Source organism: Variovorax sp. P1_G12, from assembly GCF_056405555.1.
Genome location: NZ_JBFUBW010000006.1, coordinates 27996 through 52759 on the forward strand (window position 1 = coordinate 27996; position 24764 = coordinate 52759).

The following is a 24764-nucleotide window of genomic DNA, read 5'->3' on the forward strand; positions in this document are numbered from 1 at the left end:
GGCGCCGCCAGGGTGGCCGACACCGTCTCAGCCCGCCGGACAAGCGGCCTGGCGCCGCCCGTCCAGCGTGAGCCAGGTCAGCACGACGGCGATCAGCGCGCCGCCCGCCATGCCGGCGACCATCGGCAGCGGTCGGCCGTCGGTGAAGACGCCGACCACCGCCATCACCACCGCGCCGGTCAGCATCTGCAGCGTGCCGAGCAGGGCCGAGGCGGTGCCGGCGATGGTGCCGTGCTTTTCGAGCGCCAGCACCGAGGTGGTGGGAATGACCAGCCCCATCAGCCCGCTGGCGATGAAGTACAGCACGATCAGCACCGCCAGCCGGTCGCCGCCGCCCGCGTAGTAGGCGAACATGGCCAGCATCACGGCGCCGCAGGCGGCAACGCTGCTCTTGACCACGCGCTCGATCCCGAAGCGTTCGCACAGCGGCCCGTTGAGCTGGGCGGCGGCGAAAAAGGCCGCCGCATTGACGCCGAAGGCCACGCTGTACAGCACCGGCGACAGCCCGTAGTGGTCGATCATCACGAAGGACGAGTTCGCCAGGTAGGTGAAGAAGCCCGCCATCGCGAAGGCGCCGATGAAGACCAGCCCGAGGTAGTGCGTGTCGCGCAGCAACACGCCGTACGCCGCGAGCGCGCTGCCCAGGCTGCTCTCGACCCGCTCCTCGGCCGGCCGGGTTTCCTTCAGCACCAGGGCGACGGTCGCCAACCCGATCACTGCGGCCAGCGTCACGGCCCAGAACACGCCGCGCCAGCCGGTGAAGGCGATCACTGCGCTGCCGGCCAGCGGCGCCAGGATCGGCGACACGCTGAAGACCAGCATCAGCAGCGACATCAGCCGCGCCGCGTCGTTGCCGGTGTGCAGGTCGCGCACCACGGCGCGCGGGATCGCCATGCCGGCCGCGGCGCCCAGGCCCTGCACGAAGCGCAGCGCGATCAGCATCTCGATGCTGGTGGCCATCGCGCAGCCGATGCTCGCGAGCGCGAACAGGCCGAGCCCGAAATAGAGCGGCGGCTTGCGCCCCACCATGTCGGACACCGGGCCATAGAGCAGCTGCCCGACGCCGAGCGAGATGAAGAAGGCGGTGAGGCTCATCTGCACCGGCCCGATACCGGCGTGCAGGCTGCTGCCGATCTCGGGCAGGGCCGGCAGGTACATGTCGATCGCGAACGGGCCGATGGCCGACAACAGGCCCAGCACGAGCGCGATCTTGAAGAAGCGCGAAGAAGTCATGCACCGATTGTCGCCAAGGTCCCGATGGACCGTGGGCAGCGCGATCGGGCCGCCTGTGCTAGCGCTCAGAACAGATGTCCGCTGTCACTGTCCGGCCGCGCGCCCTCGATGGCCAGCATGCGCAGCTTCGACGCTGCGCCGCCGTGGGCCGAGAAGCCGCCCCACTGCCCGCCCGCGGCCAGCACCCGGTGGCAGGGCACGACCGGCGCGAAGGGATTGAGCCCCAACGCCTGGCCGACCGCGCGCGCCAGGCCCTTGTCGCCGAGCTCGGCCGCGATGTCGCCATAGGTGCGGGTGCGTCCGGGCGGAATGCGGCGCGCGATCTCGTAGACGCGCCGGTGGAATTCGCTGACGCCCTCGAGGTCGAGCTCGATCTCGGCCAGGTCGCGCGGTTCGCCGTTCAGCAGAGCACGGATGCCTTCGATCGCCGGGGCGACCTCCGGCGGCGGTTCGCACTCCGGCCATTGCGCGAAGCGCTTCCTCATGCGCTCGCGCGTGGCGCCCTCCCCGCCTTCGGGCAACTGCACGCCGGCAATGCCGCGCGGACCCCAGGCGATGCCGCAGGCGCCGATGGCGGTGTCGAACAGCGCGAATCCGGGCGCAGCCATGGTTGTCTTCCGGTTCGATCCGGCGCGCTGTCAGGCCCCGCAGGGCGGAGTCGGGCTGGCCTGCAGCGCCGAGGCGCTGGCCGCGATGGCATCGGCCAGCCGGGCGGCGACCCGCTGCGCGCCCTCGGCCAGCGCATCCATGCCGGCGTCCACGGGCTCCGACAGCGAGAGCCGGCAAGCGACCGCCGGCCCTTCGTCCGTGCGACGCACGGTCCAGCTGAAGCTGGCGTCGACCCGGCTGGCCTCGATGGCGTCGAACTGTCCCATCTGCACCGTGATGCGGATCGCCGGCTGGCCGCGAGAGCGGCCGGACTTGGTCAGGTCGACCGCCCCGAGCCGGGCCGCGATGGCGCTGCCCAGCGCGTCGCGCAGCTCATTCTCGAACGAGGAGGACCAGCGGTGCTGCTCGAGGATGTCCACCTGCGGGCCGCCGGCCGAGCCTTGCTGCCGAACCACCAGCTGCGGCCGGGCGAAGCGCTCGGGCATGGCGATCGGCGCGAGTTCGATGAAGGCCGGCGCTGCCGCGGCGGTCGCGGCCGGTGCGCGGGCCGGCGGCGTGGGCTCGGCCAGGCTGTAGAACTGGGTGCGGGTGCTGCCGCATCCGACCAGCAGGAGCGCCGCGCTCAGCGCCGATGCCGCGAGGCGCCATGTCGTGGTTCTCATTTCTGCTTGTCCTCCGGCTTGCCGCGGATCAGTGATTCGGGATGGCGTTCCAGGTAGTCGGTCAGGATGCGCAGCGACGCCGCCGCCCGCGTGACTTCCTGCAAGGTCTGGCGCATGTCCTGCTGCAGCGGGGAGTCGTCGGCGATCGTCTTCTCGGCCGAGTTCAGCGTCCGGCGCACATCCTTCATGGCTGCCGCCATCTCCGGCGTCAGGTCGTTGTTCAGGCTCTTGGCGAGCTGCTCGGCGCTGGTCAGCGTCTTGTTGAGCGTGGCCATCGTCTTTCGCAGATCGGCGCTGAGCTCCTCGAAGGGCACCTTGTTGATCTTGCGCGCGATGTCCGACACCTGGGACTGCAGCTCGTCCAGGCTGTTGGGCGCGGTCGGCAACTCGATCGGCGTCCGGCTGATGTCCAGGGTGGCCGGCTTCGCATCGGGGAAGAAGTCGATGGCCACGTAGACCTGGCCCGTCAGCAGGTTGCCGGTGCGCAGCTGGCCGCGCAGGCCCTTGCTGACCAGGAAGCGCCAGCGCTCGAGCTGCGTGAACTGCGACTCCCTCCCGGGATTGACGTCACGGCGCCGCAGGCGGTCGGGGTAGATCTGCACCATCACCGGCATCTTGAATTCGCGCTCGCTGCGGTCGAACTCGACGCCGATCGACTTGACCTCGCCGACGACCACGCCACGGAAGTCGACCGGCGCACCCGGCGACAGGCCGCGCAGCGACTGGTTGAAGTACAGCAGCATGGTCTGGGAGGGCCCGTCGGGCTCCTTCATCGCGGTGACTTCGTCATTCGCGAGCCCGAACTCCGTGTTCTCCTGCGCCTGCGGCCCGCTCTGGTCGTCGGGCGACTGGAAGGCGATGCCGCCGATCAGGACCGTGACGAGCGACTGGGTGCGCACCTTGAGCCCGCTCGCGTTCAACTCGACATCGAAGCCGCTGGCATGCCAGAAGCGCGTGTTGACGCCGACGAACTTGTCGTACGGCGCGTTGACGAAGACCCGCAGCGTCACGCCGCGGCCGTCGGGGTCGAGCACGTAGGCCGCCACCTGCCCCACCTTGATGCGCCGGAAGTACACGGGCGATCCGATGTCCAGCGAACCGACGTCGCGCGAGTGCAGCAGGAACTGCCGCCCGGAAGCGTCGCGCGTGACGATGGGCGGCGTCTCGAGCCCGATGAATTCGCCCGCGGTCTCTTCCGAAGTGCCGGCATCGGCGCCGATGTAGGCGCCGGACAGCAAGGTGCCGAGGCCGGAAATCCCGGAGGTGTCGAGCCGCGGGCGCACCACCCAGAAACGCGTGTCTTGCGCGGTGAAGGCGCTGGCCTCCTTCTTGAGCTGCACCAGCACGCGCACATGGGAGCGATCGTTGGCCAGGCGGATGCTCTGCACCGTGCCGATCTGCACGTCCTTGTACTTGACCGCCGTCTTGTTGGCCTCCAGGCCCTCGGCGCTCTTGAAGGTCAGCACGATCTCGGGACCGCGGTCGATCAGGATGCGTGCGACCAGCGTCACGCCGACCAGCGCGGCCACGATCGGGATCAGCCAGATCAGCGACGGCAGCCAGTTGCGTCGCTTGACTACCGTCGGCGCGCCCAGCGCCGGCTGGGGCTCGGGAGTCGTGTCTGCTTCATTCATGTGGATTCATTGTCATGTTCGTTTCGTTCTCCCGTGCATCGGGCCGGCTGTCCCAGGTCAGCCGTGGGTCGAAGCTCAGCGACGCCAGCATCGTCAACACGACCACCGCGCCGAAAGCCGCGATCCCGACCCCGGCCGTGATCTCGGCGAAGCCTTGGATGCGCACCAGCCCGGCCAGCAGCGCCACCACGAAGACGTCCAGCATCGACCAGCGCCCGATCACCTCGAGGATGCGATAGAGCTTGGCCCTCTCGAGTTGCCGCCAGGCGCTGCGACGCTGGGCCGTGATGTTCAGCAAGATCAGCGCGGTGAGCTTGAACAGCGGCACCAGGAAGCTCGCGATGAAGATCAGCGCGGCCAGGCCGTAGGCGCCGGACACCCAGAAGTAGATGACACCGCTCAGGATGGTGTCCTGCTGGGTCCCCAGCAGGCTCTTGGTGATCATCACCGGCAGCAGGTTGGCCGGCAGGTAGAGGACCGCGGCGGCCGCCAGATAGGCCCAGGTGCGGTTGATGCTGTCGGGCTTGCGCACGTGCAGGCGGGTGCCGCAGCGCCCGCAGGGCTCGCCGTCGAATGCGCCTTGCCAGGTGGTGCCGCAGTGGTGGCAGCCCATCAGCCGGCCGGCCCCGGCGTCGTCGATCGGCGCGGGCTGGTTCATTCGCGTTGTCCCGGCCGCGGCTCGAAGGCCATCTCCCAGAAGGTTCGCGGGTTGAACGACAGCACCGCGGTCAACAGCACCGTGAGCCCCATGAAGGCCCAGAGCGCCGGGCCGGGGATGACCTGGGCCATGCTGCTGAGCTTGATGATCGCCACCAGCACGCCGAGCAGGAACACCTCGACCATGCCCCAGGGCCGAAGCGCCTGGAGCGCCCCCACCAGGATGCGGAAACCCGCCGGCCGCCGCTCGTAGCGCATCGGCACCAGCAGGTAGAACAGGATGCACAGCTGAATCAACGGAAACAGGAGCGTGGTCGCCAGCACCAGCAGCGCCACCGGCGACATGCCTTCGGAACTCAGCGCCACTACCGCGCCGGCCAGCGTGGTCTCGTTGCTGAGCCCCTGCAGCTCGATCTCGACGATCGGGAACAGGTTGGCGATCGCGAACAGGATCAGGCAGGCTGCGGTGAGCGGCAGCACGCGACCGCTCTGGTCGCCCGCATGGCGGTCGAGTTCGGTGCTGCAGCGCGGGCAGTGCGAGATCTCGCGCGGACGCAGCCGCACACGACGGTAGACGGCGTCGCAGCCTTCGCAGACGATGGCGTCGGGAACTTCTTTCATGCGTATGTGCGGCTATTGTCAGGCAAGCCGAACGGCCGCGGCGCCCTACTCGCCGGCGATCTCTTCCACCGGCTCGCGCCCGTTCAGCGGCTGCACCGGACGGTGATTGTCCGAGAACAATCGACGGAAGGCACTGATCTGCGCGCGCGACATCTCGATCGGCTGCTCCAGCACGACCCACTGCACCTGCTCGGTGCACGGCGGCGTGGTCAGGGAACCGGTGTACAGCAGCACCCTGTGGTCGGCCGGCATCAGCGCGGCGAGATCGAGCTTCCGGTCACGCCCGGCGGCGCCGGCCTTCGGCGGCTGCACGAAGATCGGCGCCAGCGCCTCGTTCTTCTTGCCGGCCTTGATGAGCACGCCGACCACGACGATCCCGCCCTCGGCATTCCGGTTGACCAGATGCAGTTCCATCGGGAATGCCTTGGCGTCGAGGCGGTGCTCGCTGGGCGCATGGAAGTGGAACTGGTCCAGGCGATGTTCGCGGCCCTGGAAGACGACCGCGTTCCCGGATTCGCCGGCCACGTCGAACTGGAGCGTGTGGCCGTTGTTGAGCAGATGGCCCGCGACCTTGCCGTAGTGGATCGCGGCATCGTGCTGCGCGAGCGCACGGGCCTGGGCGGCATGCAGGTCGATCGGCGACTGCTGCCGACCGGCCTTGCACAGCGTGTTGTCCGGCGCCAGAGCAGCCCATTGGGACGGCCCGGTCTTGCCGGCATAGGACCAATGCGCGTGCTCGACCGCCGTGGCGGCGGTGCAGAGGCTGACAACGAACAGGCCCGTGATGGCGGGGCGGCGGAAACGGACCATGGGGCGACGAAGTGGAGGGTAAAGGACCGCCGCTGGAAACGGGGCGTGGTCGGATTTTCAAGCAAGTGCGAGCGCTCGTCGCGAAGAAATTCACCCGAAGTTTCCCGAGTCCGCCGGGGAGAACTCCGGCAATCGTTCGGCACTGGCCTGTCTAAGGCCGGGGCCGCCCGTCCTCCCTGACATGGGCCACCAGGAAATCGAGCAGCGCGCGCACCCGCGCCGGCAACCGACCGGGCCTGCCGAGGTAGAGCGCATGGATCGGCGCGATGTCGCGCGGATTGAACGCCTCCAGCACTGGCACCAGCCGGCCGGCGTCGATGTCGGCCTGCACGTGATAGAGCGACAGCCGCCCCAGGCCGACGCCCGCCAGCACCAAGGCCCGCAGGGCCTCGCCATCGCCGGCTCGCACGTTGCCGGTGATGGGCATGTCGATCACGCGCCCGTCGACCGACAGCGGCCAGTCCGGCACGCTGCGCCTATAGGTGAAACCGAGGCGGTTGTGCGCTTCGAGTTCCTGCGGCGTGCTTGGCGTGCCGTGGCGCGCGAAATAGCCCGGCGACCCGAGGATGGCCTGCCCGGTGGCGCCGAGCCGGCGCGCGATGAGGTCGGACGGCGGCAGTTCGCCCCAGCGAATGGCAACGTCGGCGCGCTCTTCCATCAGGTCGACCACGCGATCGGTGAGCACGATGTTGAGCGTGATCTGAGGATGCAGTTCGAGAAAGCGCGGCACCAGCGGGATCAGCACGTGCTGGCCGAAAGGGACGCTGGCATTGATGCTCACGCGCCCGCTCGGTGCCGCACCTGCGGCGGCGCAGCGCTCGGCCTCGTCCATGTCGGCCAGCACGCGCACGCTGCGCTCGTAGAACTGCCGCCCTTCGGCCGTGAGCTGCAGCTTGCGCGTGGAACGGTGCACGAGCTGGGTCGCGAGCCGCGCCTCCAGCCGCCCGATCAGCTTGCTGACCGCCGAGGGCGTCAGCCCCAAGGCCCGGGCGCCGGCCGAGAAGCTGCCGCGCTCGACCACCTGGACGAAGGCTTCCATCTCGCCGGAGCGGTTGATCTCGGAGCGTGGCATTTGTGAATTAAATTCACAGGATCGTGTCGGACAAGCATTCTATTCATATGAGCACGCAACCGGCACAGTCTCGGACATCATGCCCATCGCCCTCCTCGCCCTCCTCGCCCTCACGCCGGCCGGCGCCTGGCTCGGGTTGCACTTCGGCTGGCGCGCGACCCTCGCATCCAGTCTCAACATCGCGGCCTTCAACCTCGGCAACGCGCTGGGCGCCTGGGTGGGCGGCGCGACGATCGAACGCGGACCGGGCCTCCAGGCACTCGGCTGGGTGGCCGCGCTGCTGACGCTGGTCGGGCTCGCGATCGCGCTCTGGAGCCGTTCGCTCGATCGACGCCTCCCGGCAGCGGCCGCAACCGCCTGCGCGTGAATCGCCTCACCTCCATCCATCTCGACCACAAGGATCCACCATGGAACAACGCTATCTCGGCAACTCCGGCTTCAAGGTGCCGGCCCTCGGCTTCGGCGCCGGCACCTTCGGCGGCGAGGGCCCGCTCTTCAGCGCCTGGGGCAACACCGACGTCGCGGCCGCGCGCCGCATCGTCGACATCTGCCTCGACGCCGGCGTCAATCTGTTCGACAGCGCCGACGTCTATTCGAGCGGCGCCTCCGAATCCATCCTCGGCGCGGCGATCAAGGGTCGGCGCGACAAGGTCATCCTGTCGACCAAGCTGTCGCTGCGCGCGGGCAACGGGCCCAACGACGTCGGCTCCTCGCGCCATCACCTGGTCCAGGGCGTCGACGCGGCGCTCCGGCGCCTGGGCAGCGACACCATCGACCTGCTGCAGCTCCATGCCTTCGACGCCATGACGCCGGTCGACCAAGTGCTGCGCACGCTCGACGACCTGGTTCGCGCGGGCAAAGTGCGCTACATCGGCGCCTCCAACTTCTCGGGCTGGCAGCTGATGAAGTCGCTGGCTGCCTCCGACCGACTGGGCCTGTCGCGCTACGTGGCGAACCAGACCTACTACTCTCTGGTCGGCCGCGACTACGAGTGGGAGCTGATGCCGCTCGGGCTCGACCAGGGCGTCGGCGCCATCGTCTGGAGCCCGCTGGGCTGGGGTCGGCTGACCGGCAAGATCCGGCGTGGCCAGCCGTTGCCGGCCGGCAGCCGCCTCCACGAAACGGCCGGCTTCGCGCCGCCGGTGGAGGACGAGCGGCTCTACCGCGTGGTCGATGCGATGGACCAGGTGGCCGAGGAGACCGGCAAGTCGCTGCCGCAGATCGCGCTCAACTGGCTGCTTCAGCGGCCCACCGTGTCATCGGTGCTGATCGGTGCGCGCGACGAGGCGCAGCTCAAGCAGAACCTCGGCGCGCTCGGCTGGAAGCTCACGACCGAGCAGATCGCGCGGCTCGACGCCGCGAGTGCGGTGACGCCGCCCTACCCTTACTACCCCTACTGGAACGGGCAGTTCGCGGAACGCAGCCCGGTGGCCGTCCAGCCGCGCTGACCGCCCCCACGCTCCGCGCCGCCGCCCGGCGACGGACTCTCAGGCCTCAACCAGCGGCTCGAAGCCACCCCAGAACATCCGCTTGCCATCGAAGGGCATCTTGGACGGATCCATCATGTCGGCCAGGCGCGGGTCGCTCATCGCCTTGGCGTTGACCTTGTCGCGGTGGTCGCGCGATTCGAAGACGATCCACGAGAACACCACCGTCTCGTCGTCCTTCAACTGGACGCTCTGCGGAAACGAGGTGTGCTCGCCAGCCCTGACGTCCTCGGCGATCCATTCGCGGTACTCGAGGGCGCCATGCTCGCGCCAGACGGCACCGGCGCGGGCCGCCAACTGGCGGTACGCCTCGATCTTGTCCTTCGGAACGGGAACAACGTATCCATCGACGTAGGCCATGCAGGTCTCCTTGGTGTGATCGAACATACACAGAACCGAGTGGTTCAGTATATGCAATCCTGCCGCCCGCCCCAAGCCCCGACGCGGCGCACGGGCAATCCCGCAGAATCCAGCCTGTTCTTCCTGCGGACTCTTCCCATGTCGTCTGAACTGATCCAGGTCCTCGTGCTGCTGGGCGTCGCGATCACCATGTTCGTCTCGGGCCGGCCACGGCTCGACGCGGTGGCGCTGATCATGATCGTGCTGCTGCCCGTCACCGGGGTCATCGACATGAACGAAGCGCTGGCCGGCTTCTCCGACCCGAACATCGTGCTGGTCGCCGCCCTGTTCGTGCTGGGCGAAGGGCTGGTGCGCACCGGTGTCGCCCAGAACGTCGGCGACTGGCTGGTGGCGCGCGGCGGCAGCAGCGAAACCCGCCTGCTCGTGCTGCTGATGCTGGCGGTCGGCCTGATGGGCTCGTTCATGAGTTCCACCGCGGTGGTCGCCATCTTCATCCCCATCGTGATGCGCATCGCGCAGCAGACCGGCATCGCAGCCAGCCAGCTGCTCATGCCCGTGAGCGTGGCGGGCCTGATCAGCGGGATGATGACGCTGGTCGCGACCACGCCGAACCTGATCGTCAACGGCGAACTCATGCGCCACGGCGCGGAAGGCTTCGGCTTCTTCGCCTTCACGCCGATCGGCGTGCCGGTGCTGATCCTCGGCATCGCCTACATGCTGGTGGCGCGGCGCCGGCTGCCCAGCGAGAGCACCGCGGCGGGCGGCGGACGGCCCAGCCTGAACGACTGGGTGGAGCAGTACAAGCTGCACGACCGCGCCTTCCGGCTCAGCGTGGAGCCGCGCTCGCCGCTGGTGGGCCGCAGCCTGGATGGGCTGGGGTTGAACGATGCCTCCGATGCCCGCGTGATCGCCCTGGAGCGCCAGCACACGCTGCGGCGAGAGGTTCTGCGCGCATCCGCCGACACCGAGATCCGGGCCGGCGACATCCTGCTGCTGGACGTCGAGTCCAGGGACTTCGACGTGCCGCGCCTGTGCGAGCGGTACGCGCTCCACATGCTGCCGATCTCCGGCGCCTACTTCACGGACCAATCGCGCGACGTCGGCATGGCCGAGGCGATCATCCCGGTCGATTCCACGCTGGTCGGCACCACCGGCGACGAGTCGCGCCTGCTGGCCCAGCACGACCTCACGATCGTGGGCTTGCGCCGCGGCCGGGTCACCCACGAGCACGGCCTCGAGAATGCGCGGCTCAAGGTCGGCGACACGCTGCTGCTGGTGGGCCCGTGGCAGGCCATCCGGGCGCTGCAGTCCGACGGCCACGACCTGGTGGGTCTGAGCCTGCCGCTGGAAGGCCGGACCCTGATCCCGGTGCCGCGGCGCGCGCCCCACGCGGTGTTCTGCCTGCTGCTCGTGATCGGGTTGATGCTGTGGGGCGTCATACCCAACGTCCAGGCCGCCATCGTCGGCTGCCTGCTGATGGGATTGTTCCGCTGCGTCGACCTGGACACGGCCTATCGCGCGATCCACTGGCGCAGCCTGATCCTGATCGTGGGCATGCTGCCCTTCTCGCTGGCGCTGCAGCGCACCGGCGGGATCGACCTCGCCGCCGACGGCCTGCTCGCGCTGGTGGGCAACTTCGGCATCCGGCCGGTGCTGGCCAGCCTGTTCATCCTGACCGCGGGGATCGGCCTGGTGGTGTCGAACACGGCCACCGCGGTGCTGATGGCGCCGGTGGCGCTGGCACTGGCCAAGCACCTCGGCGCATCGCCTTACCCGTTCGCGATGATGGTGGCCCTGGCTGCGTCGGCCGGCTTCCTCACGCCGATCTCCTCGCCCGTGAACACGCTGGTCAGCACGGCCGGCAACTACAGCTTCGGCGATTTCGTCAAGGTCGGGCTGCCGCTGGCGGTCATGGTGGGCATCGCGAGCGTCCTGCTGGTGCCCTGGCTGCTGCCGCCCTGATCGACGGCGGCAGCGGCGCGCTCAGCCCGCGCGCAGTTGGGCGCGCAGGTTGGCGCCGATCTCGGGGCGCTCGAGGAACGGGTCGGCCGGGTTGGTGATCGACACGATGTGCTCCATCCGGCTTTTCACGTTGCCCAGCGCCTTGGGGTGGCTGAAGATGTAGAACTGGTTGGCGGTGATGGCGTCGAACACCATCTGCGCGACCTGGGCGGCGCTGACCTTGCCGCTGCTCACCGCCTTGTTGCTCATCGCCTGGCCGATCAGCTGGCTCTTGGTGAGTTCGCCGCCCGCCAGCGCGCCGGGCCGGTTGCGTTCGCTCTGCGTGATGCCGGTGGGCACGAAGTACGGGCACAGCAGGCTGGCGCCGACCTGGTCGGTGACCAGCTTCAGGTCCTGGTAGAGCGTTTCGGTGAGGCTCACGACGGCCGCCTTGGCCGCGTTGTAGATGCCCATGTTGGGCGGCGTCAGCAGGCCCGCCATGCTGGCGGTGTTGACGATGTGGCCGCGGTACGCCGGGTCCTTGGCAGCGGCCTCGAGCATCATCGGCGTGAACAGTCGCACGCCGTGCACCACGCCCATCAGGTCGACCCCGAGCACCCATTCCCAGTCGGCGACGCTGTTCTCCCACACCAGGCCGCCGGCGCCGACGCCGGCGTTGTTGAAAACGAAGTGCGGTGCGCCGAAGCGCTGCTGCACCGCGCGGGCGAGTTCATCCATCTGCGCCGCATTGGCGACGTCGACCTTGCGTGCCAGCACCTGCGCACCGGCGGCCTCCATCTCGGCCTGCGCCTTGTCCAGCGCATCCTGCTGCACGTCGACCAGCACGAGGTTCATGCCGCGCGCCGCGCCGATGCGCGCGCATTCGAGGCCGAAGCCGGAACCGGCACCGGTGAGTACGGCCGTCGTGCCCTTGAAGTCCTGAATCATTTGCGCGTGTCCTTTCGTCTCTTGTGATTGGCGGTGAGGCGCTATTGAAATACGGAATGTCCGCCAGCGCAGTCGCCAAGGTGCCCGGGCGCCTCAGCCTTCAACTGCCTTGAGCACGAAGCCGATGCGCGGGAAGTGCACATGCACGGTGCCCGCACGCGGGTCGCTGCGGCGCAGCGTGTAGTGCGTGCGGCTGGCGACGATGAGCTCGCCCTCGGTGGCCTCGAGGCCGAAGCTCTCGGCCGTGATCGTGACGCGCGAGCCCAGGGCGATCCCGTGCTCGTCCTGGAAGGTACTGTCCGACAGCAGCGTGTGCGGCGTCGAGGCCGCCGCCGCTTCGATGGCGCGCTGGGCATCGAATGTCTCCATCGTGCCGTGGCCGATGGCCGACATCCGGTCCATCCAGTCGCCCACCGCCGGCGTCAGTTGCAGGATACCCGCCATCGAAGGCGTGCGCTTGCGCGTGAACCACAGCGGGTGGTAGCAGGCGAAGTCGGCCACCGTCGGGAAGGCACCGAGCAGGTAGTCGGTGTCATCGAGCATGTCCGACAGGCGCCGCAGATAGGACTTGTATGCCGCCGCGGCATCGGCCGGACGCAGCCGCACCATGCTTGTGCTCATCGCGCGGCGGTCGTCGGTGAAGGCCTTGGCCAGCTCCGGCGGCGCCTTGCCGAAGATGTCGGCCGCGCCCTTGGGGCTGAAGTTGTAGGCCATCGCGGCCCAGAACAACGTGCTGTCGGCCCACTGCGCGACCAGGCGCGACAGCCCCTTGCCCGGCTCCGGGTAGATCGACGGCAGCGGCGCCAGATGCTCGAGCACGTCGCAGATCAGCGCCGTGTCGCAATAGATGTCGGCACCGATCTGCAGCACCGGCGTGCGCCGGTAGCCGCCGGTGAGCGCGACCAGTTCGGGCTTGGGCGCGATCTGCGGAATGATCACCGACTTCCAGGCCAGCTGCTTGTAGCCGAGGATCAGCCGCAGCTTTTCCGAGAACGGGGAGGTCGCGTAGTGGTGGAGGATCAGGTCTGCCATGGGGTCCTTTTTCCGAAGAGTGCGGTCACTGGGGCCGGGCACGGGAAATGATCGCATCGAGGTCGACGCCGGCGCCGAGCGTGCCGAAGGCGTGGCCCCAGTCGCCGCCCAGGCGCGAGGCGCAGAAGCCGCCGACGACGGCCGCCGGCGCGGTCTGCACCAGCAGGGCTGCCTGTACCGCGAGCGCCACGTCCTGTGCCAGCCGGCGCGCCTCGGTTTCGGTCGCCATCGCCTCGATGCGCGCGGGCAGCGCGTCGGCCAGGCGGTCGAGCGCGGCGTCGCTGCCGCGCGCCGGCGCCAACTCGCGGGCCAGCGCAGCGACCGCGTCGCCCTTGCGCAGGCCGCGCAGCAGGTCGAGCGCCATGATGTTGCCGGCGCCTTCCCAGATCGAGTTGAGCGGCATCTCGCGGTACACCCGCGCCATCACGCCCTCGCCGCCCTCTTCCACGTAGCCGTTGCCGCCCAGGCATTCCATCGCTTCCTGCGCGAAATGGCTGCCCCGCTTGCAGATCCAGAACTTGGCCACCGGCGTCAGCAGGCGGGCCATCAGGCGCTCGTGTTCGTCCTCGGGGCGATCGAAGGCGCGTGCCAGGCGGATCGCCAGCGCGGTCGCGGCTTCGCTTTCCAGGGCCAGGTCGGCCAGCACGTTCTTCATGAGCGGCTGCGCGATCAGTGGCTTGCCGAAGGCCTGCCGCTGCGCCGTGTGGTTCAGCGCCAGGCTCAGTGCCTGCCGCATGAGGCCGCTGGTGCCGAGGGCGCAGTCGAGCCGGGTCATGGTGCCCATCTCGAGGATCTGCGGAACGCCGCGCCCTTCCTCCCCGACCAGCCAGGCGCTGGCGCCGTGGAACTCGACCTCGGAACTGGCGTTGGCCTTGTTGCCGAGCTTGTCTTTCAGGCGCTGGATGCGGATTTCGTTGCGGCTGCCGTCGGGCAGCACGCGCGGCAGGAAGAAGCACGAGAGCCCGGCGGGTGCCTGCGCGAGGATCAGGAAGGCATCGCACATCGGCGCCGAGAAGAACCACTTGTGGCCCGTGATCTCGTAGCGCTCGCCCCAGCCGTCGCTTCCCGCACGGACTGCGCGAGACGTGTTGGCGCGGACATCGGAGCCGCCCTGCTTCTCGGTCATGCCCATGCCCATGGTCACGCCGGGCTTGTCGCGCCAGGGCTTGAGCGCCGGGTCGTACCAGCGGCTCGAAAGCTTCGGGGCCCAGTCGGCGTACACGGCCGCATTGCCGCGCAGCGCGGGCGTCACCGCATAGCTCATCGAGATCGGGCACAGCATGGAAGGCTCGAGCTCGGTGAACAGCATGAAGCCGGCCGCGCGCTGCACATGGGGCGACTGCGATTCGCCGGCCCAGGGCGTTCCGTGCAGGCCGGCGCCGACGGCCGCCGCCATCAGCGCGTGATAGCTCGGGTGGAATTCCACCTCGTCGATGCGGCGACCGAAGCGGTCGTGGGTGTGCAGCACCGGCGTGTGCGTGTTGGCGAGCCGCGCATGGGTCTGCATCTCGACCGTGCCGATCTCGGCGCCCAGGTGTTCGAGCGGCGCCAGCTGCAACTGCGGCGCGTTGTGCTTGAGCGCATCGCGCAGCGGCCGGTTGGTTTCGAACAGGTTGTAGCCGGCGAGCGGCGCCGGCTGGTTGAAGACCTCGTGCGTGGTGTCCATGCCAGCCTCCCTGGAGGGGTCAGATGAGCTTGACGAGTTGCTTGCCGAAGTTCTTGCCCTTCAGCAGGCCTAGAAAGGCCTCGGGCGCCGATTCGATGCCCTGGGCGATCGACTCGCGCGGCCGGAGCTTTCCACTGGCGACCAGGGCGCCGAGTTCGGCCAGCGCCTCGGGCCAGACCTCCATGTGCTCGCTGACGATGAATCCCTCGAGCTTGAGCCGGTTGACCAGGAACAGCGCCGGGTTGGCGAGCGGCAGCGGCTGGCCGTCGTAGCCCGCGATCATGCCGCACAGCGCGATGCGCGCGAAGGCGTTGGTGCGCAGCAGCACCGCGTCGAAGATGTAGCCGCCGACGTTCTCGAAGTAGCCGTCGATGCCCTTCGGGCAGGCTTCCTTGAGCGCCGCGCTCATGCTCTTGACGTCGGGATGCTGGCGGTAGTCGATGCAGGCATCGAAGCCCAGTTCGTCGACCACGTACTTGCACTTGTCCGGGCCGCCGGCGATGCCGACCACCCGGCAGCCGCGCGCCTTGGCCAGCGCGCCGAAGGCGCTGCCGACCGCACCGCTGGCCGCGGTGATCACCACCGTCTCGCCGGCGTTCGGATTGATGATCTTCACCAGGCCATACCAGGCGGTGACGCCGGGCATGCCGACCGCGCCCAGGTAGTGCGACAACGGCACGTGCGTGGTGTCGACCTTCTTCAAGGCGCCGGGCTGCGAGGCATCGACCACGCTGTATTCCTGCCAGCCGCCGAAGCCGACCACCTTGTCGCCCACGGCGTACTTGGGATGCTTGCTCTCGACCACCTCGCCGACGGTGCCACCCTGCATCACCTGGCCCAGGGGCTGAGGCTGCGCGTAGCTCTTGGCGTCGTTCATGCGGCCGCGCATGTAGGGATCGAGGCTCATGAAGTGGTGGCGCACCAGCACCTGGTTGTCCTTCAGGGCCGGCGTCTCGGTGGTCACGAGCTTGAAATTGCTGGCGACGGCTTCGCCCTCGGGGCGGTTGTCAAGGATCTGTTGTCGGTTGGTGGGCATGGAGGTCTCCAGGGAAAAAGGGGTCAATCGGTCGAAGGCGGGCGCATCGCGTTGGCGCTGGCCGGCCCCGTGGGCAGGCGGCGCTTCACGTACTTGAAGGTCCCGGTGGCGTGGGCGCAGACGCGTTCCTGGGCGTCGAAGATCTTCGCCTCGGTGAAGCCCATCGTCGCGGTGCGGTGCAGCAGGCTGCCGCGCGCGATCAGCGGGCCAACCGAAGGCGCCATGAAGGTGGTCTTCATCTCGATCGTGACGACGCCGATCTCCGGCGTCTCGCTGCGCGCGGCGGCGGCCATCGCGATGTCGAGCATCGTCATGACGGCGCCGCCGTGCGTCACGTCGAAGGTGTTCAGGTGCTCGGGCTTCGCGGTGTAGCGCAGCTCGGATTCGCCGCCCTCGAATTTCGTGATCTCGAACCCGAGATGGCGCGCGAACGGGATGCGGTCCGTGTAGGAGCGAAGGTTGATGCTGTCGTCGAAATCAGTCATTTCAGGCGCCAAGAACGACGCTCACGCCGCCGTCGATCGCCAGCCACTGACCTGTGATGTGCTTGCCGGCGTCGCTCGCGTACAGCAGCGTGATGCCCTTCAGGTCCTCGTCGTCGCCGAGCCGGCCCAGCGGCGCGTGCGAGGCCATCTTCTCCTCGCCGATCGAGTGGATCAGGCCGGCCGCCAGTTTGGTCATGAAGAAACCCGGGCAGATCGCGTTGACGTTGATGTTGTACTTGCCCCATTCGGCCGCCAGCGTGTGGGTGAAGCCGATCACCGCGCTCTTCGAGGTGTTGTAGGCCAGGGTCTGCATCTCGGGCGGATTGCCGTTCAGGCCCGCGATCGACGCGATGTTGATGATCCGTCCGGCCTTCTTCGGGATCATGTAGGCACGGGCGACCTGCTGCGCCAGGATGAAGTAGCCGCGCACGTTGAGGTTCATCACCTTGTCCCAGGCCGCGACCGGATGGTCCTCGGCCGGGGCGCCCCAGCTGGCGCCGGCGTTGTTGACCAGGATGTCGATCGCGCCCATGCGCTCGAGCGTCTCGTCGGCCAGGCGGCGGGTGTCCTCTTCCTTCGCGCAATCGGCGGCGATCCAGCGCGCGTCGATGCCGGCCGCCTGCAGCTCGGCGGTGGCCTGCTCGAGGTCGTCGGCCTTGCGCGAGCTCAGCATGATCCTGGCGCCGGCCTCGCCGAGCGCATGGGCCATCTGCAGCCCGAGGCCGCGCGAGCCGCCGGTGATCAGCGCGGTCTTGCCGCTGAGGTTGAAAAGTTCTTGGACGCTTCTTGCAGTCATGGGGTCTCCGGGGAATTCAGGGTGTTTGGTAGTCGAGCACGCTGCGCGCCTCGCGCAGGCTGCCGAGGAAGCCCGACACCTCGACGTGCGTCGGATGCTCCAGGTAGGCCTTGAGCGCCGCCTCGTCGTCGAAGGCCGAGCACAGCACCACGTCGCAGTTCGCTTCGAGGCCCGGCGTGCGCACGGCCACCTCGAACTGCCGCATGCCCGGCACCAGGCCCTGGCAGGTGTCGAGCCTGGCCTTGAAGGCGGCGGCGTCGCCGGGGTTCTTGAGCTTCCACATCACGATGTGCTTGATCATGGCGAGTCCTTGCTGTCCTTGAGTCGGGAACGAACGTAGATGAGCACCACGCCGACCGCCACCAGCACCGCGCCAGGCACGGCCATGGCCCAGCCCAGCGCCTCTTCGGTGCGGCCGGTCGAGATGCCGAGGATCACGGCAAAGAGGCCGCCGTAGATCAGGATCCAGATCCACTTCTCGAGCGTCGCATGGGGCTTCGGAGGTTTCGGCTCGGCCATCAGAACGCCTCCTCGGGCAGCGCGGCGCAGGTCGGGTCCCGGCTCTCGACCACGTTGAGCCAGGCATCGATTTTCGGCAATTCGTAGTGGAAGAAGAAGTCGGTGGCGCCGATGCGGCCGACCGTGGCCGGCGACGCCTTGGCAGCATCGCGCTCCAGCGCGCGCAGGGCGACATCAAGCCAGATCCAGGCCAGCACCACATGGCCGAAGGCCTGCATGTAGGGCACGGCGTTGGCCAGCGCCTCCTGCGGATCGCCGGTGGCCCAGGCCTTCTTGGTCGCCGAGCCGATGCGCTGCAGCGCTTCGCCGAGCGCCTCGGCATGGGCCGCCAGCGCCGGCACCAGGGCGGCGCGCCCGAGCGTGTCGGCGATGCGTCCGGCCAGCAGCTGCAGGCCGCGGCCCTCCTCCATCAGCACCTTGCGCCCGAGCAGGTCGGCCGCCTGGATGCCGTGCGTGCCCTCGTGAATCATGTTGAGGCGGTTGTCGCGCCAATACTGCTCCACCGGGAAGTCGCGCGTGTAGCCGTAGCCGCCGTGGATCTGGATCGCGAGCGAGTTGGCTTCCAGGCACCACTCGCTGGGCCAGCTCTTGGCGATCGGGGTCAGCACCTCGAGCAGCAGCCGGGCGTCGTCGGCAGCCTGCGCCTCACCGGTCTTCTGCTCGTCGACCAGCCGCGCGCAATAGAGCTCCAGCGCCAGCGCGCCCTCGCAGTACGCTTTCTGCGCGAGCAGCATGCGGCGCACGTCGGCGTGTTCGATGATCCGCACCTGCGGCTTGGCCGAGTCCTTGCCGGCGGGGCCCGCCGGCCGACCCTGCGGGCGCGTCTTCGCATATTCGAGCGAGGCGTGATAGCCGGCCATGCCGAGCATGGCCGCGGCGGTGCCGACGCCGATGCGGGCCTCGTTCATCATGTGGAACATGCAGAACAATCCCTGGCCGGGCTGGCCGACCAGGTAGCCCACGGCACCGGCCTTGCCGCCGACCGGAAACTTGCCCTCGCCGAAATTGAGCAGCGTGTTGGTGGTGCCTCGCCAACCCAGCTTGTGGTTCAGGCCGGCCAGCGCGACGTCGTTGCGTTCGCCGGTCAGTTGCCCCTGGGTATCGACCATCTTCTTCGGGACGATGAACAGCGAGATGCCGCGCGTGCCCGGAATCAGCTTGCCGTTCTCGTCCGGGATCTTGGCCAGCACGATGTGCACGATGTTCTCGGTCAGCTCGTGGTCGCCGGCCGAGATCCACATCTTGTTGCCGGTGAGGCGAAAGCGTGGGCCAAGCGGATCGTCCTGGAAATCTGCACCGTCGGGCACGGCACGGGTCGCGACATCGCTGAGGCTGGAGCCGGCCTGCGGTTCCGACAGGCACATGGTGCCCGACCAGCGTCCCGCGAATTCGTTCTTGGCGAACACGTCCTTCTGCATCTCGGTGCCGTGCACCATGAGCAGGTTGGCGTTGCCGCTGGTGAGCATGTTGGCGCCGATGCTGACCGACGCCATGGCGAAGAAGCTGTTGGCCGCCGCCGACAGGGTGTAGGGCAGCTGCATCCCGCCGATGTCGTAGTCCTGCGCCGCGCTCAGCATGCCGGAATCGACGAAGGCCCTGTGCGCATCGTGCGTCGCCTGCGGCAGGATCACCCGCTCGCCGTCGAAATGCGGCTCCTGGGTGTCGACGATGCGGTTGTTCGGCGCGTACTTTTCGCGCGCGATGCGCTCGCAGGTGTCCAGCACGGCATCGAAGGTCTCGCGCGAGTGGTCGGCGAAACGCTCGCGCCCGCTGAGCGACTCGGCCTGCAGCCAGTCGTAGAGAAGGAAGTCGAGGGTGGGACGAAGGCTCATGGATGGGAACGCTGGGCTGTGTCTATGGATTGGAACTCGGTGCGGCCTGGGCATCCGGCGCCGACGGCTGAGCTGCAATGGTGCCCTGGGCCAGCGCGCAGAGCTTTTCCTCGCCGCCCTTGACCGCAAAGACTTCGCAGGTACAGACCGCCTGGGTACGGCCGACGTGCACGGCCCGGGCGCGCGCGATCAGGCGCTCGCCGATGGCCGGACGGAGGTAGTTGATCTTGAACTCGGCCGTGACCACCGGCACCTGCATCGCGGTGCCGCCGGCAAAGGTCAGCGCGTTGTCGGCCAGGTAGCTGACCGCGCCGCCATGGGCGAAGCCATGCTGCTGCTTCAGCTTGTCGGTGATCGGCAGTTGCAGGTCGATGAAGCCCGGCCGCAGCGCATGCATCTCGGCTCCGACCAGCACGCTGAAGGGCTGGGTCGCGAGCACCTCCCGGCCCATGGCCAGGAACTGCTCGGGAGTGGCCTGCTGCGCGGGCGCGGCCATGGCCTGGGGCTCGCGCGTCAGAGGATTTCGAACACGCCGGCGGCGCCCATGCCGCCGCCGATGCACATCGTCACGACCACCTTCTTGGCGCCGCGGCGCTTGCCTTCGATCAAGGCATGGCCCGTGAGGCGCTGGCCGCTCACGCCGTAGGGGTGGCCGACCGCGATCGCGCCGCCGTCGACGTTGAGCCGGTCGCCCGGAATGCCCAGCTTGTCGCGGCAGTAGATCACCTGCACCGCGAAGGCTTCGTTGAGTTCCCACAGGTCGATGTCGCTGACCTTCAGGCCCAGGCGGTTCAGCACCTTCGGGATCGCGAACACCGGACCGATGCCCATTTCGTCGGGCTCGCAGCCCGCGACCGCGAAGCCGAGGAAGCGGCCCAGGGGCTTCAGGCCCTTCTGCTCGGCGTACTTCTCGTCGACCAGCACGCAGGCGCCGCCGCCATCGGAGAACTGGCTGGCATTGCCGGCCGAGATCAGGCCGCCGGGAATCGCCGGACGGATGCCGCTGATGCCTTCCTTGGTGGTGCCGGCGCGGATACCTTCGTCGTTCTCGATCGTGACTTCCTTGGTGCGCAGGCCCAGCACCGCGTCGGCCACACCGGCCAGCACGGTGATCGGCGCGATCTCGTCCTTGAAGCGGCCGGCTTCGAGCGCGGCCGTGGCCCTCTGCTGGCTGGCGGCGCCGTACTCGTCCATCGCGTCGCGGCCGATGTTGTAGCGCTTGGCGACCTGCTCCGCGGTCTGCAGCATGTTCCAGTAGATCTCGGGCTTGTGCTTGACCAGCCAGGGGTCGGCCAGCATGTGCTTGTTGGCCTCGTTCTGCACGCAGGAGATGCTCTCGACGCCGCCAGCCACATAGACCTCGCCCTCGCCGGCGATGATGCGCTGGGCGGCGGTGGCGATGGTCTGCAGGCCCGACGAGCAGAAGCGGTTGATGGTCATGCCCGAGGTCGTGATCGGCAGGCCGGCGCGCAGCGCGATCTGGCGCGCGATGTTCGAGCCGGTGGCGCCTTCGGGCGTCGCGCAGCCCATGATCACGTCGTCGACCGAGGCCGGATCGATGCCGGCGCGCTGCACGGCATGCTGCACCGCGTGGCCGCCGAGCGTGGCGCCGTGCGTCATGTTGAAGGCACCCTTCCAGCTCTTGGCGAGCGGCGTGCGGGCGGTGGAGACGATGACGGCGCGGGTCATGATGGAGTCCTTTGAGAAAGAGGAATGGCGGTTACTGGGGCTGTGCCGTGTTGCGCAGCAGCTGCTGATAGAACTGGATCATCTCGCCGTAGTTCGAGATCGACAGGCGCTCGTTGGTGCCGTGGAAGCGCGGCAGGTCTTCGGCCTTTGCGCGGAACGGCGAGAAGCGATAGACCGAATCGCTCACCAGGCTGAAATGGCGCGAATCGGTGGCTGCGGTCATGAGGCCGGGCGCCACCACGGCATCCGGGAAGCTCTGCCGAACCGCCTGTTCGATCGAGCGGTAGCCGGTGCTGTCGGTCGGCGACACCGGTGAAGGTTCCGAGTTGCCCGGGTAGCGCTTGACCTGGATCGCGTCGTCGCCGAGTGCGCTCTTCAAGTGCTTCTCGACGCTGTCGATGCTGTCGCCCGGCAGGATGCGGAAGTTGACCGCCGCCTCGGCCCGGCCCGGCAGCACGTTGTCCTTGTTGCCGGCCCGTACGATCGTCAGCGCGGTGGTGGTGCGCAGCATGGCGTTGCTGCTCGGGCTCTTTTCGAGCTGGCCCTTCACCAGCGGCGCGGTCAGCCACAGGTTGGTCAGCGCCACACGGTTGAAGCCGCTCATCTCGGGCGCCAGCGTTTCGAACATCTGCCCCGCCACGCCCTTGATGCCGCCCGGCATCTGGGTCGCCTCGAGCCGGGCCAGTGCCGCGCTCATGCGGCCGATGGCGCTGTGCTGCGGCGGCATCGACGAGTGGCCGGGCGCGGTATCCAGGCTCAGGAAGAAGGTGCCATAGCCCTTTTCGGCCAGGCCGATCAGCGCCGCCGGCTTCGACAGGCCGGGCAGCACGCCATCGAGCACCAGCAGCCCTTCGTCGAGCACCCAGTCCAGGCGCACGCCGCGCGACTTGAGCAGTTCGGCGATCGGCAGCGCGCCGCGCAGGCCGCTGACCTCCTCGTCATCGCCCATCACCAGGTAGATGGTCTGCGTCGGCTTGAATCCCTGCGAGATCAGCAGTTCGATGGCTTCCATCTGCGCGAACAGATTGCCCTTGTTGTCGAGCGTGCCGCGACCCCAGACGAAGCCGTCCTGGATGGCACCGCTGAAGGGATCGACCGACCAGGCTTTCTCGGTGCCCGGCGCGATCGGGACCATGTCCTGGTGCGCCATCAGCGCAATCGGCTTGGCCGTGGGGTCGGAGCCGACCCAGGTATAGAGCAAGGCCTTGTCGCCCACCACTTCCTTCTTGAGGGTGGCGTGGACCTTGGGGAACTGCTCGGCCAGGTAGGCATGCAGCTTGTCGAACTCGGCCGCGTTGCCCGACGGGTCGTCGAGGCTGGACACCGTCCGGAACGCAATCGCGCCGGCCAGCCGCTTGGCGGCTGCCTGCACATCGACCGCCAGCTTGGGCGCCGGCGCCACGGCGAGTTGCCGCGACGGCGTGCGCCAGGTATTGACCGCCACAGCCGCCGCCAGTGCCACCAGCACCAGCAGCAGCGCCAGGAAGACGCGTTTCACCATAGGGCGGTCTCGTTCCTGCTTCAGCTGAAGCTCTTGCCTTCGGCCACCAGCTTCTGGATCAGCGGCGCCGGTTGCCAGAAGCTCGCGTCATCGCGCGGATTCTTCGCGAAGCGCTTCATGGCCTCGGCCACGTTGTAGAGGCCGACCTGCGACGCGTAGTGCATCGGGCCGCCGCGCCAGATCGGGAAGCCGTAGCCCGTGAGGTAGACCATGTCGATGTCGCCCGACTTGGAGGCAATGCCGTCCTCCAGGATGTGGGCGCCTTCGTTGACCAGCGCATACACCAGGCGCTGCACGATTTCCTCGTCGGAGATCTTGCGCGGCGTGATGCCCAGTTCCCTGCGATGGTCCTCGATCATCTTGTTGACCAGCTCCGACGGAATCGCGTCGCGCTTGCCGGCCTGGTAGTCGTACCACCCTGCCCCGGTCTTCTGGCCGAAGCGGCCCAGTTCGCACAGCTTGTCGGCCGTGCGGCTGTACTTCATGTCGGCGACTTCGGTCGCACGGCGCTTGCGGATCGCCCAGCCGATGTCGTTGCCGGCCAGGTCGCCCATGCGGAACGGGCCCATCGCGAAGCCGAACTTCTCGATCGCCTTGTCCACTTGCTGCGGCGTCGCGCCCTCGTCGAGCAGGAAGCCCGCCTGGCGCGAGTACTGCTCGATCATGCGGTTGCCGATGAAGCCGTCGCAGACGCCCGAGACCACCGCGGTCTTCTTGATCTTCTTGGCCGTCGACATCACGGTGGCGAGCACGTCCTTGGCGGTCTGCTTGCCGCGCACCACCTCGAGCAGCTTCATCACGTTGGCCGGACTGAAGAAGTGCATCCCGACCACGTCCTGCGGACGCTTAGTGAATGCAGCGATCTTGTCGACGTCCAGCGTGGAGGTGTTGGAAGCCAGGATCGCACCGGGCTTGGCGACGCGATCGAGTTCCTTGAAGACCGCCTCCTTGACGCCGAGTTCTTCGAACACGGCCTCGATGATCAGGTCGGCGTCCTTCAGCTCGTCATAGCTCAGCGTGGTGCTCAGGAGCGCCATGCGCTGCTCGTACTTGTCCTGCTTGAGCTTGCCCTTCTTGACCTGCGCCTCGTAGTTCTTCTTGATGGTCGCAACGCCGCGGTCGAGCGCCTCCTGCTTCATCTCGAGGATCTTGACCGGGATGCCCGCGTTCAGGAAGTTCATCGAGATGCCGCCACCCATGGTGCCGGCACCGATCACGCCGACCGCCTTGATGGCGCGCTGGGGCGTGTCGTCGGCGACGTCGGGAATGCGCGAAGCCGCGCGCTCGGCCATGAACAGGTGGCGCAGCGCCGCCGATTCGGGTGTGAACATCAGCGCGGTGAAGAGACGCCGCTCCTCGGCCATGCCGTCGGCGAACTTCATCTTGGTCGCGGCTTGGACCGCATCGACGCACTTGAGCGGCGCCGGGTAGTTCTTCGACATGCCGCCGACCATGTTCCTGGCGAACTGGAAGTAGGCGTCGCCCTGCGGATGCTTGCACGGCAGGTTGCGCACCAGCGGCAATGCATCGCCGGTCTTGCCGGCCACCGACTTGGCGAACTCCACCGCTTCGTCGAACACCGACTCGGGCGACGCCGCGAGCTTGTCGAACAGCTTCTGGCCCGGCAGCGAGGCGAGGATCTCGCTCTTCACGGCCTCGCCGCTGACGATCATGTTGAGCGCGGTCTCGACGCCCAGCACGCGCGGCAGGCGCTGCGTGCCGCCGGCGCCGGGCAGCAGGCCCAGCTTGACTTCGGGCAGCGCGATGCTGGTGCCGGGCGCCGCCACGCGATAGTGGCAGCCCAGGGCCAGTTCGAGGCCGCCGCCCATGCAGACGGAGTGGATCGCCGCCACGATCGGCTTGGTCGATGCCTCGAGCGCGAGGATGACGCTCAGCAGATTGGGCTCCTGCAGCGCCTTGGGCGTGCCGAACTCCTTGATGTCGGCGCCGCCGGAGAAGGCCTTGCCCGCGCCCGTGATGACGATCGACTTGACGGCCGGGTCGTCGATGGCCTTGGAGAGCCCGTCGGTGATGCCGATGCGCGTCGAGAAACCGAGGCCATTGACCGGGGGATTGGTCAGGGTGATCACGGCGACGTCGCCGAGCACTTTGTATTCAGCCGTCATGCTGCGTTCCTTTGGGATGGGAGAGGATCGAAAAATTCGGGTCCGAGG

The 24764-nt window shown here is 68.3% G+C and carries 24 protein-coding genes and 1 pseudogene; 3 read left to right on the plus strand and 22 right to left on the minus strand.

What is annotated here, in order from left to right; genetic code table 11:
- Positions 1 to 27: 27 nt before the first annotated feature.
- The 8 genes from AC1D2O_RS08490 to AC1D2O_RS08525 all read right to left on the minus strand — a co-directional run bounded on the left by AC1D2O_RS08490 (position 28) and on the right by AC1D2O_RS08525 (position 7298).
- A complete protein-coding gene (locus tag AC1D2O_RS08490; RefSeq protein WP_478156710.1) occupies positions 28 to 1233 on the minus strand; it encodes a multidrug effflux MFS transporter in 1206 nt (401 codons plus the stop codon).
- Between the two features lie 65 nt (positions 1234 to 1298).
- A complete protein-coding gene (locus tag AC1D2O_RS08495) occupies positions 1299 to 1841 on the minus strand; it encodes a methylated-DNA--[protein]-cysteine S-methyltransferase (RefSeq protein ID WP_478086425.1) in 543 nt (180 codons plus the stop codon).
- Between the two features lie 30 nt (positions 1842 to 1871).
- The gene (locus AC1D2O_RS08500; RefSeq protein WP_478086426.1) at positions 1872 to 2504 is read right to left on the minus strand and encodes a PqiC family protein; all 633 of its coding nucleotides are present in this window, start codon (positions 2502 to 2504) and stop codon (positions 1872 to 1874) included.
- On the minus strand, positions 2501 to 4138 hold the full coding sequence (locus AC1D2O_RS08505; protein WP_478156712.1) for a PqiB family protein: 1638 nt from the start codon (positions 4136 to 4138) through the stop codon (positions 2501 to 2503). The genes AC1D2O_RS08500 and AC1D2O_RS08505 overlap by 4 nt, the downstream gene beginning before the upstream one ends.
- Positions 4131 to 4796 (minus strand): paraquat-inducible protein A, encoded by a 666-nt coding sequence (locus AC1D2O_RS08510; protein ID WP_478086429.1) that lies wholly within the window; start codon positions 4794 to 4796, stop codon positions 4131 to 4133. Before AC1D2O_RS08510 ends, AC1D2O_RS08505 begins: the two co-directional genes overlap by 8 nt.
- Positions 4793 to 5416, minus strand: coding sequence for a paraquat-inducible protein A (locus tag AC1D2O_RS08515; protein WP_478086431.1), 624 nt, complete (start codon positions 5414 to 5416; stop codon positions 4793 to 4795). The genes AC1D2O_RS08510 and AC1D2O_RS08515 overlap by 4 nt, the downstream gene beginning before the upstream one ends.
- A 45-nt stretch (positions 5417 to 5461) precedes the next feature.
- The gene (locus AC1D2O_RS08520; RefSeq protein ID WP_478086433.1) at positions 5462 to 6226 is read right to left on the minus strand and encodes a carbonic anhydrase; all 765 of its coding nucleotides are present in this window, start codon (positions 6224 to 6226) and stop codon (positions 5462 to 5464) included.
- A gap of 151 nt (positions 6227 to 6377) precedes the next feature.
- A complete protein-coding gene (locus tag AC1D2O_RS08525; protein ID WP_478086434.1) occupies positions 6378 to 7298 on the minus strand; it encodes a LysR substrate-binding domain-containing protein in 921 nt (306 codons plus the stop codon).
- A gap of 160 nt (positions 7299 to 7458) precedes the next feature.
- Between AC1D2O_RS08525 and AC1D2O_RS08530 the strand changes: the two are divergent.
- Both AC1D2O_RS08530 and AC1D2O_RS08535 read left to right on the plus strand, forming a co-directional pair.
- Positions 7459 to 7665 (plus strand): annotated as a pseudogene (locus AC1D2O_RS08530) (MFS transporter); the annotation flags it as partial.
- Positions 7666 to 7705: 40 nt separating this feature from the next.
- A complete protein-coding gene (locus AC1D2O_RS08535) occupies positions 7706 to 8746 on the plus strand; it encodes an aldo/keto reductase (protein WP_478086435.1) in 1041 nt (346 codons plus the stop codon).
- 39 nt (positions 8747 to 8785) lie between these two features.
- Here the strand turns inward: AC1D2O_RS08535 and AC1D2O_RS08540 are convergent, their stop codons facing one another.
- On the minus strand, positions 8786 to 9145 hold the full coding sequence (locus tag AC1D2O_RS08540; RefSeq protein WP_478086437.1) for a DUF1428 domain-containing protein: 360 nt from the start codon (positions 9143 to 9145) through the stop codon (positions 8786 to 8788).
- A 138-nt stretch (positions 9146 to 9283) separates the two neighbouring features.
- Between AC1D2O_RS08540 and AC1D2O_RS08545 the strand changes: the two genes are divergently transcribed.
- On the plus strand, positions 9284 to 11107 hold the full coding sequence (locus AC1D2O_RS08545; protein ID WP_478086438.1) for an SLC13 family permease: 1824 nt from the start codon (positions 9284 to 9286) through the stop codon (positions 11105 to 11107).
- A gap of 21 nt (positions 11108 to 11128) precedes the next feature.
- Here the strand turns inward: AC1D2O_RS08545 and AC1D2O_RS08550 are convergent, their stop codons facing one another.
- The 13 genes from AC1D2O_RS08550 to AC1D2O_RS08610 form a co-directional block, all read right to left on the minus strand.
- Positions 11129 to 12034: an SDR family oxidoreductase gene (locus AC1D2O_RS08550; RefSeq protein WP_478086439.1), complete on the minus strand. Its 906-nt coding sequence runs from the start codon at positions 12032 to 12034 to the stop codon at positions 11129 to 11131.
- A gap of 93 nt (positions 12035 to 12127) precedes the next feature.
- Entirely contained in the window at positions 12128 to 13066 is a 939-nt protein-coding gene (locus tag AC1D2O_RS08555; protein ID WP_478156714.1) for a glutathione S-transferase family protein, read from the minus strand.
- A 25-nt stretch (positions 13067 to 13091) separates the two neighbouring features.
- Positions 13092 to 14732, minus strand: coding sequence for an isovaleryl-CoA dehydrogenase (locus tag AC1D2O_RS08560; RefSeq protein ID WP_478086442.1), 1641 nt, complete (start codon positions 14730 to 14732; stop codon positions 13092 to 13094).
- Between the two features lie 19 nt (positions 14733 to 14751).
- Positions 14752 to 15768, minus strand: a complete 1017-nt coding sequence (locus tag AC1D2O_RS08565) for an NADP-dependent oxidoreductase (protein WP_478086443.1) — start codon at positions 15766 to 15768, stop codon at positions 14752 to 14754.
- Positions 15769 to 15791: 23 nt separating this feature from the next.
- Positions 15792 to 16253: a PaaI family thioesterase gene (locus tag AC1D2O_RS08570; RefSeq protein ID WP_478086444.1), complete on the minus strand. Its 462-nt coding sequence runs from the start codon at positions 16251 to 16253 to the stop codon at positions 15792 to 15794.
- 1 nt (position 16254) lies between these two features.
- Positions 16255 to 17049, minus strand: a complete 795-nt coding sequence (locus AC1D2O_RS08575; protein WP_478086446.1) for an SDR family oxidoreductase — start codon at positions 17047 to 17049, stop codon at positions 16255 to 16257.
- Positions 17050 to 17065: 16 nt separating this feature from the next.
- A complete protein-coding gene (locus AC1D2O_RS08580; RefSeq protein WP_478086447.1) occupies positions 17066 to 17350 on the minus strand; it encodes a Dabb family protein in 285 nt (94 codons plus the stop codon).
- Positions 17347 to 17568: a hypothetical protein gene (locus AC1D2O_RS08585; RefSeq protein WP_478086449.1), complete on the minus strand. Its 222-nt coding sequence runs from the start codon at positions 17566 to 17568 to the stop codon at positions 17347 to 17349. The genes AC1D2O_RS08580 and AC1D2O_RS08585 overlap by 4 nt, the downstream gene beginning before the upstream one ends.
- Positions 17568 to 19400: an acyl-CoA dehydrogenase gene (locus AC1D2O_RS08590; RefSeq protein WP_478086453.1), complete on the minus strand. Its 1833-nt coding sequence runs from the start codon at positions 19398 to 19400 to the stop codon at positions 17568 to 17570. Before AC1D2O_RS08590 ends, AC1D2O_RS08585 begins: the two co-directional genes overlap by 1 nt.
- 22 nt (positions 19401 to 19422) lie before the next feature.
- Entirely contained in the window at positions 19423 to 19896 is a 474-nt protein-coding gene (locus AC1D2O_RS08595; protein ID WP_478094815.1) for a PaaI family thioesterase, read from the minus strand.
- Positions 19897 to 19913: 17 nt separating this feature from the next.
- A complete protein-coding gene (locus AC1D2O_RS08600) occupies positions 19914 to 21089 on the minus strand; it encodes an acetyl-CoA C-acyltransferase (protein WP_478094817.1) in 1176 nt (391 codons plus the stop codon).
- Between the two features lie 31 nt (positions 21090 to 21120).
- Positions 21121 to 22590, minus strand: a complete 1470-nt coding sequence (locus AC1D2O_RS08605; RefSeq protein ID WP_478156716.1) for a M20 family peptidase — start codon at positions 22588 to 22590, stop codon at positions 21121 to 21123.
- Between the two features lie 20 nt (positions 22591 to 22610).
- Positions 22611 to 24716, minus strand: coding sequence for a 3-hydroxyacyl-CoA dehydrogenase NAD-binding domain-containing protein (locus AC1D2O_RS08610; RefSeq protein WP_478156718.1), 2106 nt, complete (start codon positions 24714 to 24716; stop codon positions 22611 to 22613).
- Between the last annotated feature and the right edge of the window lie 48 nt (positions 24717 to 24764).

Bases quoted from the DNA above. Each gene is read 5' to 3' on its own strand.
- AC1D2O_RS08555 (WP_478156714.1), bottom strand. From the start codon at position 13,066: ATGGCAGACCTGATCCTCCACCACTACGCGACCTCCCCGTTCTCGGAA.
- AC1D2O_RS08505 (WP_478156712.1), bottom strand. From the start codon at position 4,138: ATGAATGAAGCAGACACGACTCCCGAGCCCCAGCCGGCGCTGGGCGCG.
- AC1D2O_RS08490 (WP_478156710.1), bottom strand. From the start codon at position 1,233: ATGACTTCTTCGCGCTTCTTCAAGATCGCGCTCGTGCTGGGCCTGTTG.
- AC1D2O_RS08580 (WP_478086447.1), bottom strand. From the start codon at position 17,350: ATGATCAAGCACATCGTGATGTGGAAGCTCAAGAACCCCGGCGACGCC.
- AC1D2O_RS08500 (WP_478086426.1), bottom strand. From the start codon at position 2,504: ATGAGAACCACGACATGGCGCCTCGCGGCATCGGCGCTGAGCGCGGCG.
- AC1D2O_RS08605 (WP_478156716.1), bottom strand. From the start codon at position 22,590: ATGGTGAAACGCGTCTTCCTGGCGCTGCTGCTGGTGCTGGTGGCACTG.
- AC1D2O_RS08610 (WP_478156718.1), bottom strand. From the start codon at position 24,716: ATGACGGCTGAATACAAAGTGCTCGGCGACGTCGCCGTGATCACCCTG.
- AC1D2O_RS08590 (WP_478086453.1), bottom strand. From the start codon at position 19,400: ATGAGCCTTCGTCCCACCCTCGACTTCCTTCTCTACGACTGGCTGCAG.
- AC1D2O_RS08545 (WP_478086438.1), top strand. From the start codon at position 9,284: ATGTCGTCTGAACTGATCCAGGTCCTCGTGCTGCTGGGCGTCGCGATC.
- AC1D2O_RS08495 (WP_478086425.1), bottom strand. From the start codon at position 1,841: ATGGCTGCGCCCGGATTCGCGCTGTTCGACACCGCCATCGGCGCCTGC.
- AC1D2O_RS08520 (WP_478086433.1), bottom strand. From the start codon at position 6,226: ATGGTCCGTTTCCGCCGCCCCGCCATCACGGGCCTGTTCGTTGTCAGC.
- AC1D2O_RS08535 (WP_478086435.1), top strand. From the start codon at position 7,706: ATGGAACAACGCTATCTCGGCAACTCCGGCTTCAAGGTGCCGGCCCTC.
- AC1D2O_RS08565 (WP_478086443.1), bottom strand. From the start codon at position 15,768: ATGCCCACCAACCGACAACAGATCCTTGACAACCGCCCCGAGGGCGAA.
- AC1D2O_RS08550 (WP_478086439.1), bottom strand. From the start codon at position 12,034: ATGATTCAGGACTTCAAGGGCACGACGGCCGTACTCACCGGTGCCGGT.
- AC1D2O_RS08525 (WP_478086434.1), bottom strand. From the start codon at position 7,298: ATGCCACGCTCCGAGATCAACCGCTCCGGCGAGATGGAAGCCTTCGTC.
- AC1D2O_RS08540 (WP_478086437.1), bottom strand. From the start codon at position 9,145: ATGGCCTACGTCGATGGATACGTTGTTCCCGTTCCGAAGGACAAGATC.
- AC1D2O_RS08575 (WP_478086446.1), bottom strand. From the start codon at position 17,049: ATGACTGCAAGAAGCGTCCAAGAACTTTTCAACCTCAGCGGCAAGACC.
- AC1D2O_RS08560 (WP_478086442.1), bottom strand. From the start codon at position 14,732: ATGGACACCACGCACGAGGTCTTCAACCAGCCGGCGCCGCTCGCCGGC.
- AC1D2O_RS08600 (WP_478094817.1), bottom strand. From the start codon at position 21,089: ATGACCCGCGCCGTCATCGTCTCCACCGCCCGCACGCCGCTCGCCAAG.
- AC1D2O_RS08515 (WP_478086431.1), bottom strand. From the start codon at position 5,416: ATGAAAGAAGTTCCCGACGCCATCGTCTGCGAAGGCTGCGACGCCGTC.
- AC1D2O_RS08585 (WP_478086449.1), bottom strand. From the start codon at position 17,568: ATGGCCGAGCCGAAACCTCCGAAGCCCCATGCGACGCTCGAGAAGTGG.
- AC1D2O_RS08595 (WP_478094815.1), bottom strand. From the start codon at position 19,896: ATGGCCGCGCCCGCGCAGCAGGCCACTCCCGAGCAGTTCCTGGCCATG.
- AC1D2O_RS08510 (WP_478086429.1), bottom strand. From the start codon at position 4,796: ATGAACCAGCCCGCGCCGATCGACGACGCCGGGGCCGGCCGGCTGATG.
- AC1D2O_RS08570 (WP_478086444.1), bottom strand. From the start codon at position 16,253: ATGACTGATTTCGACGACAGCATCAACCTTCGCTCCTACACGGACCGC.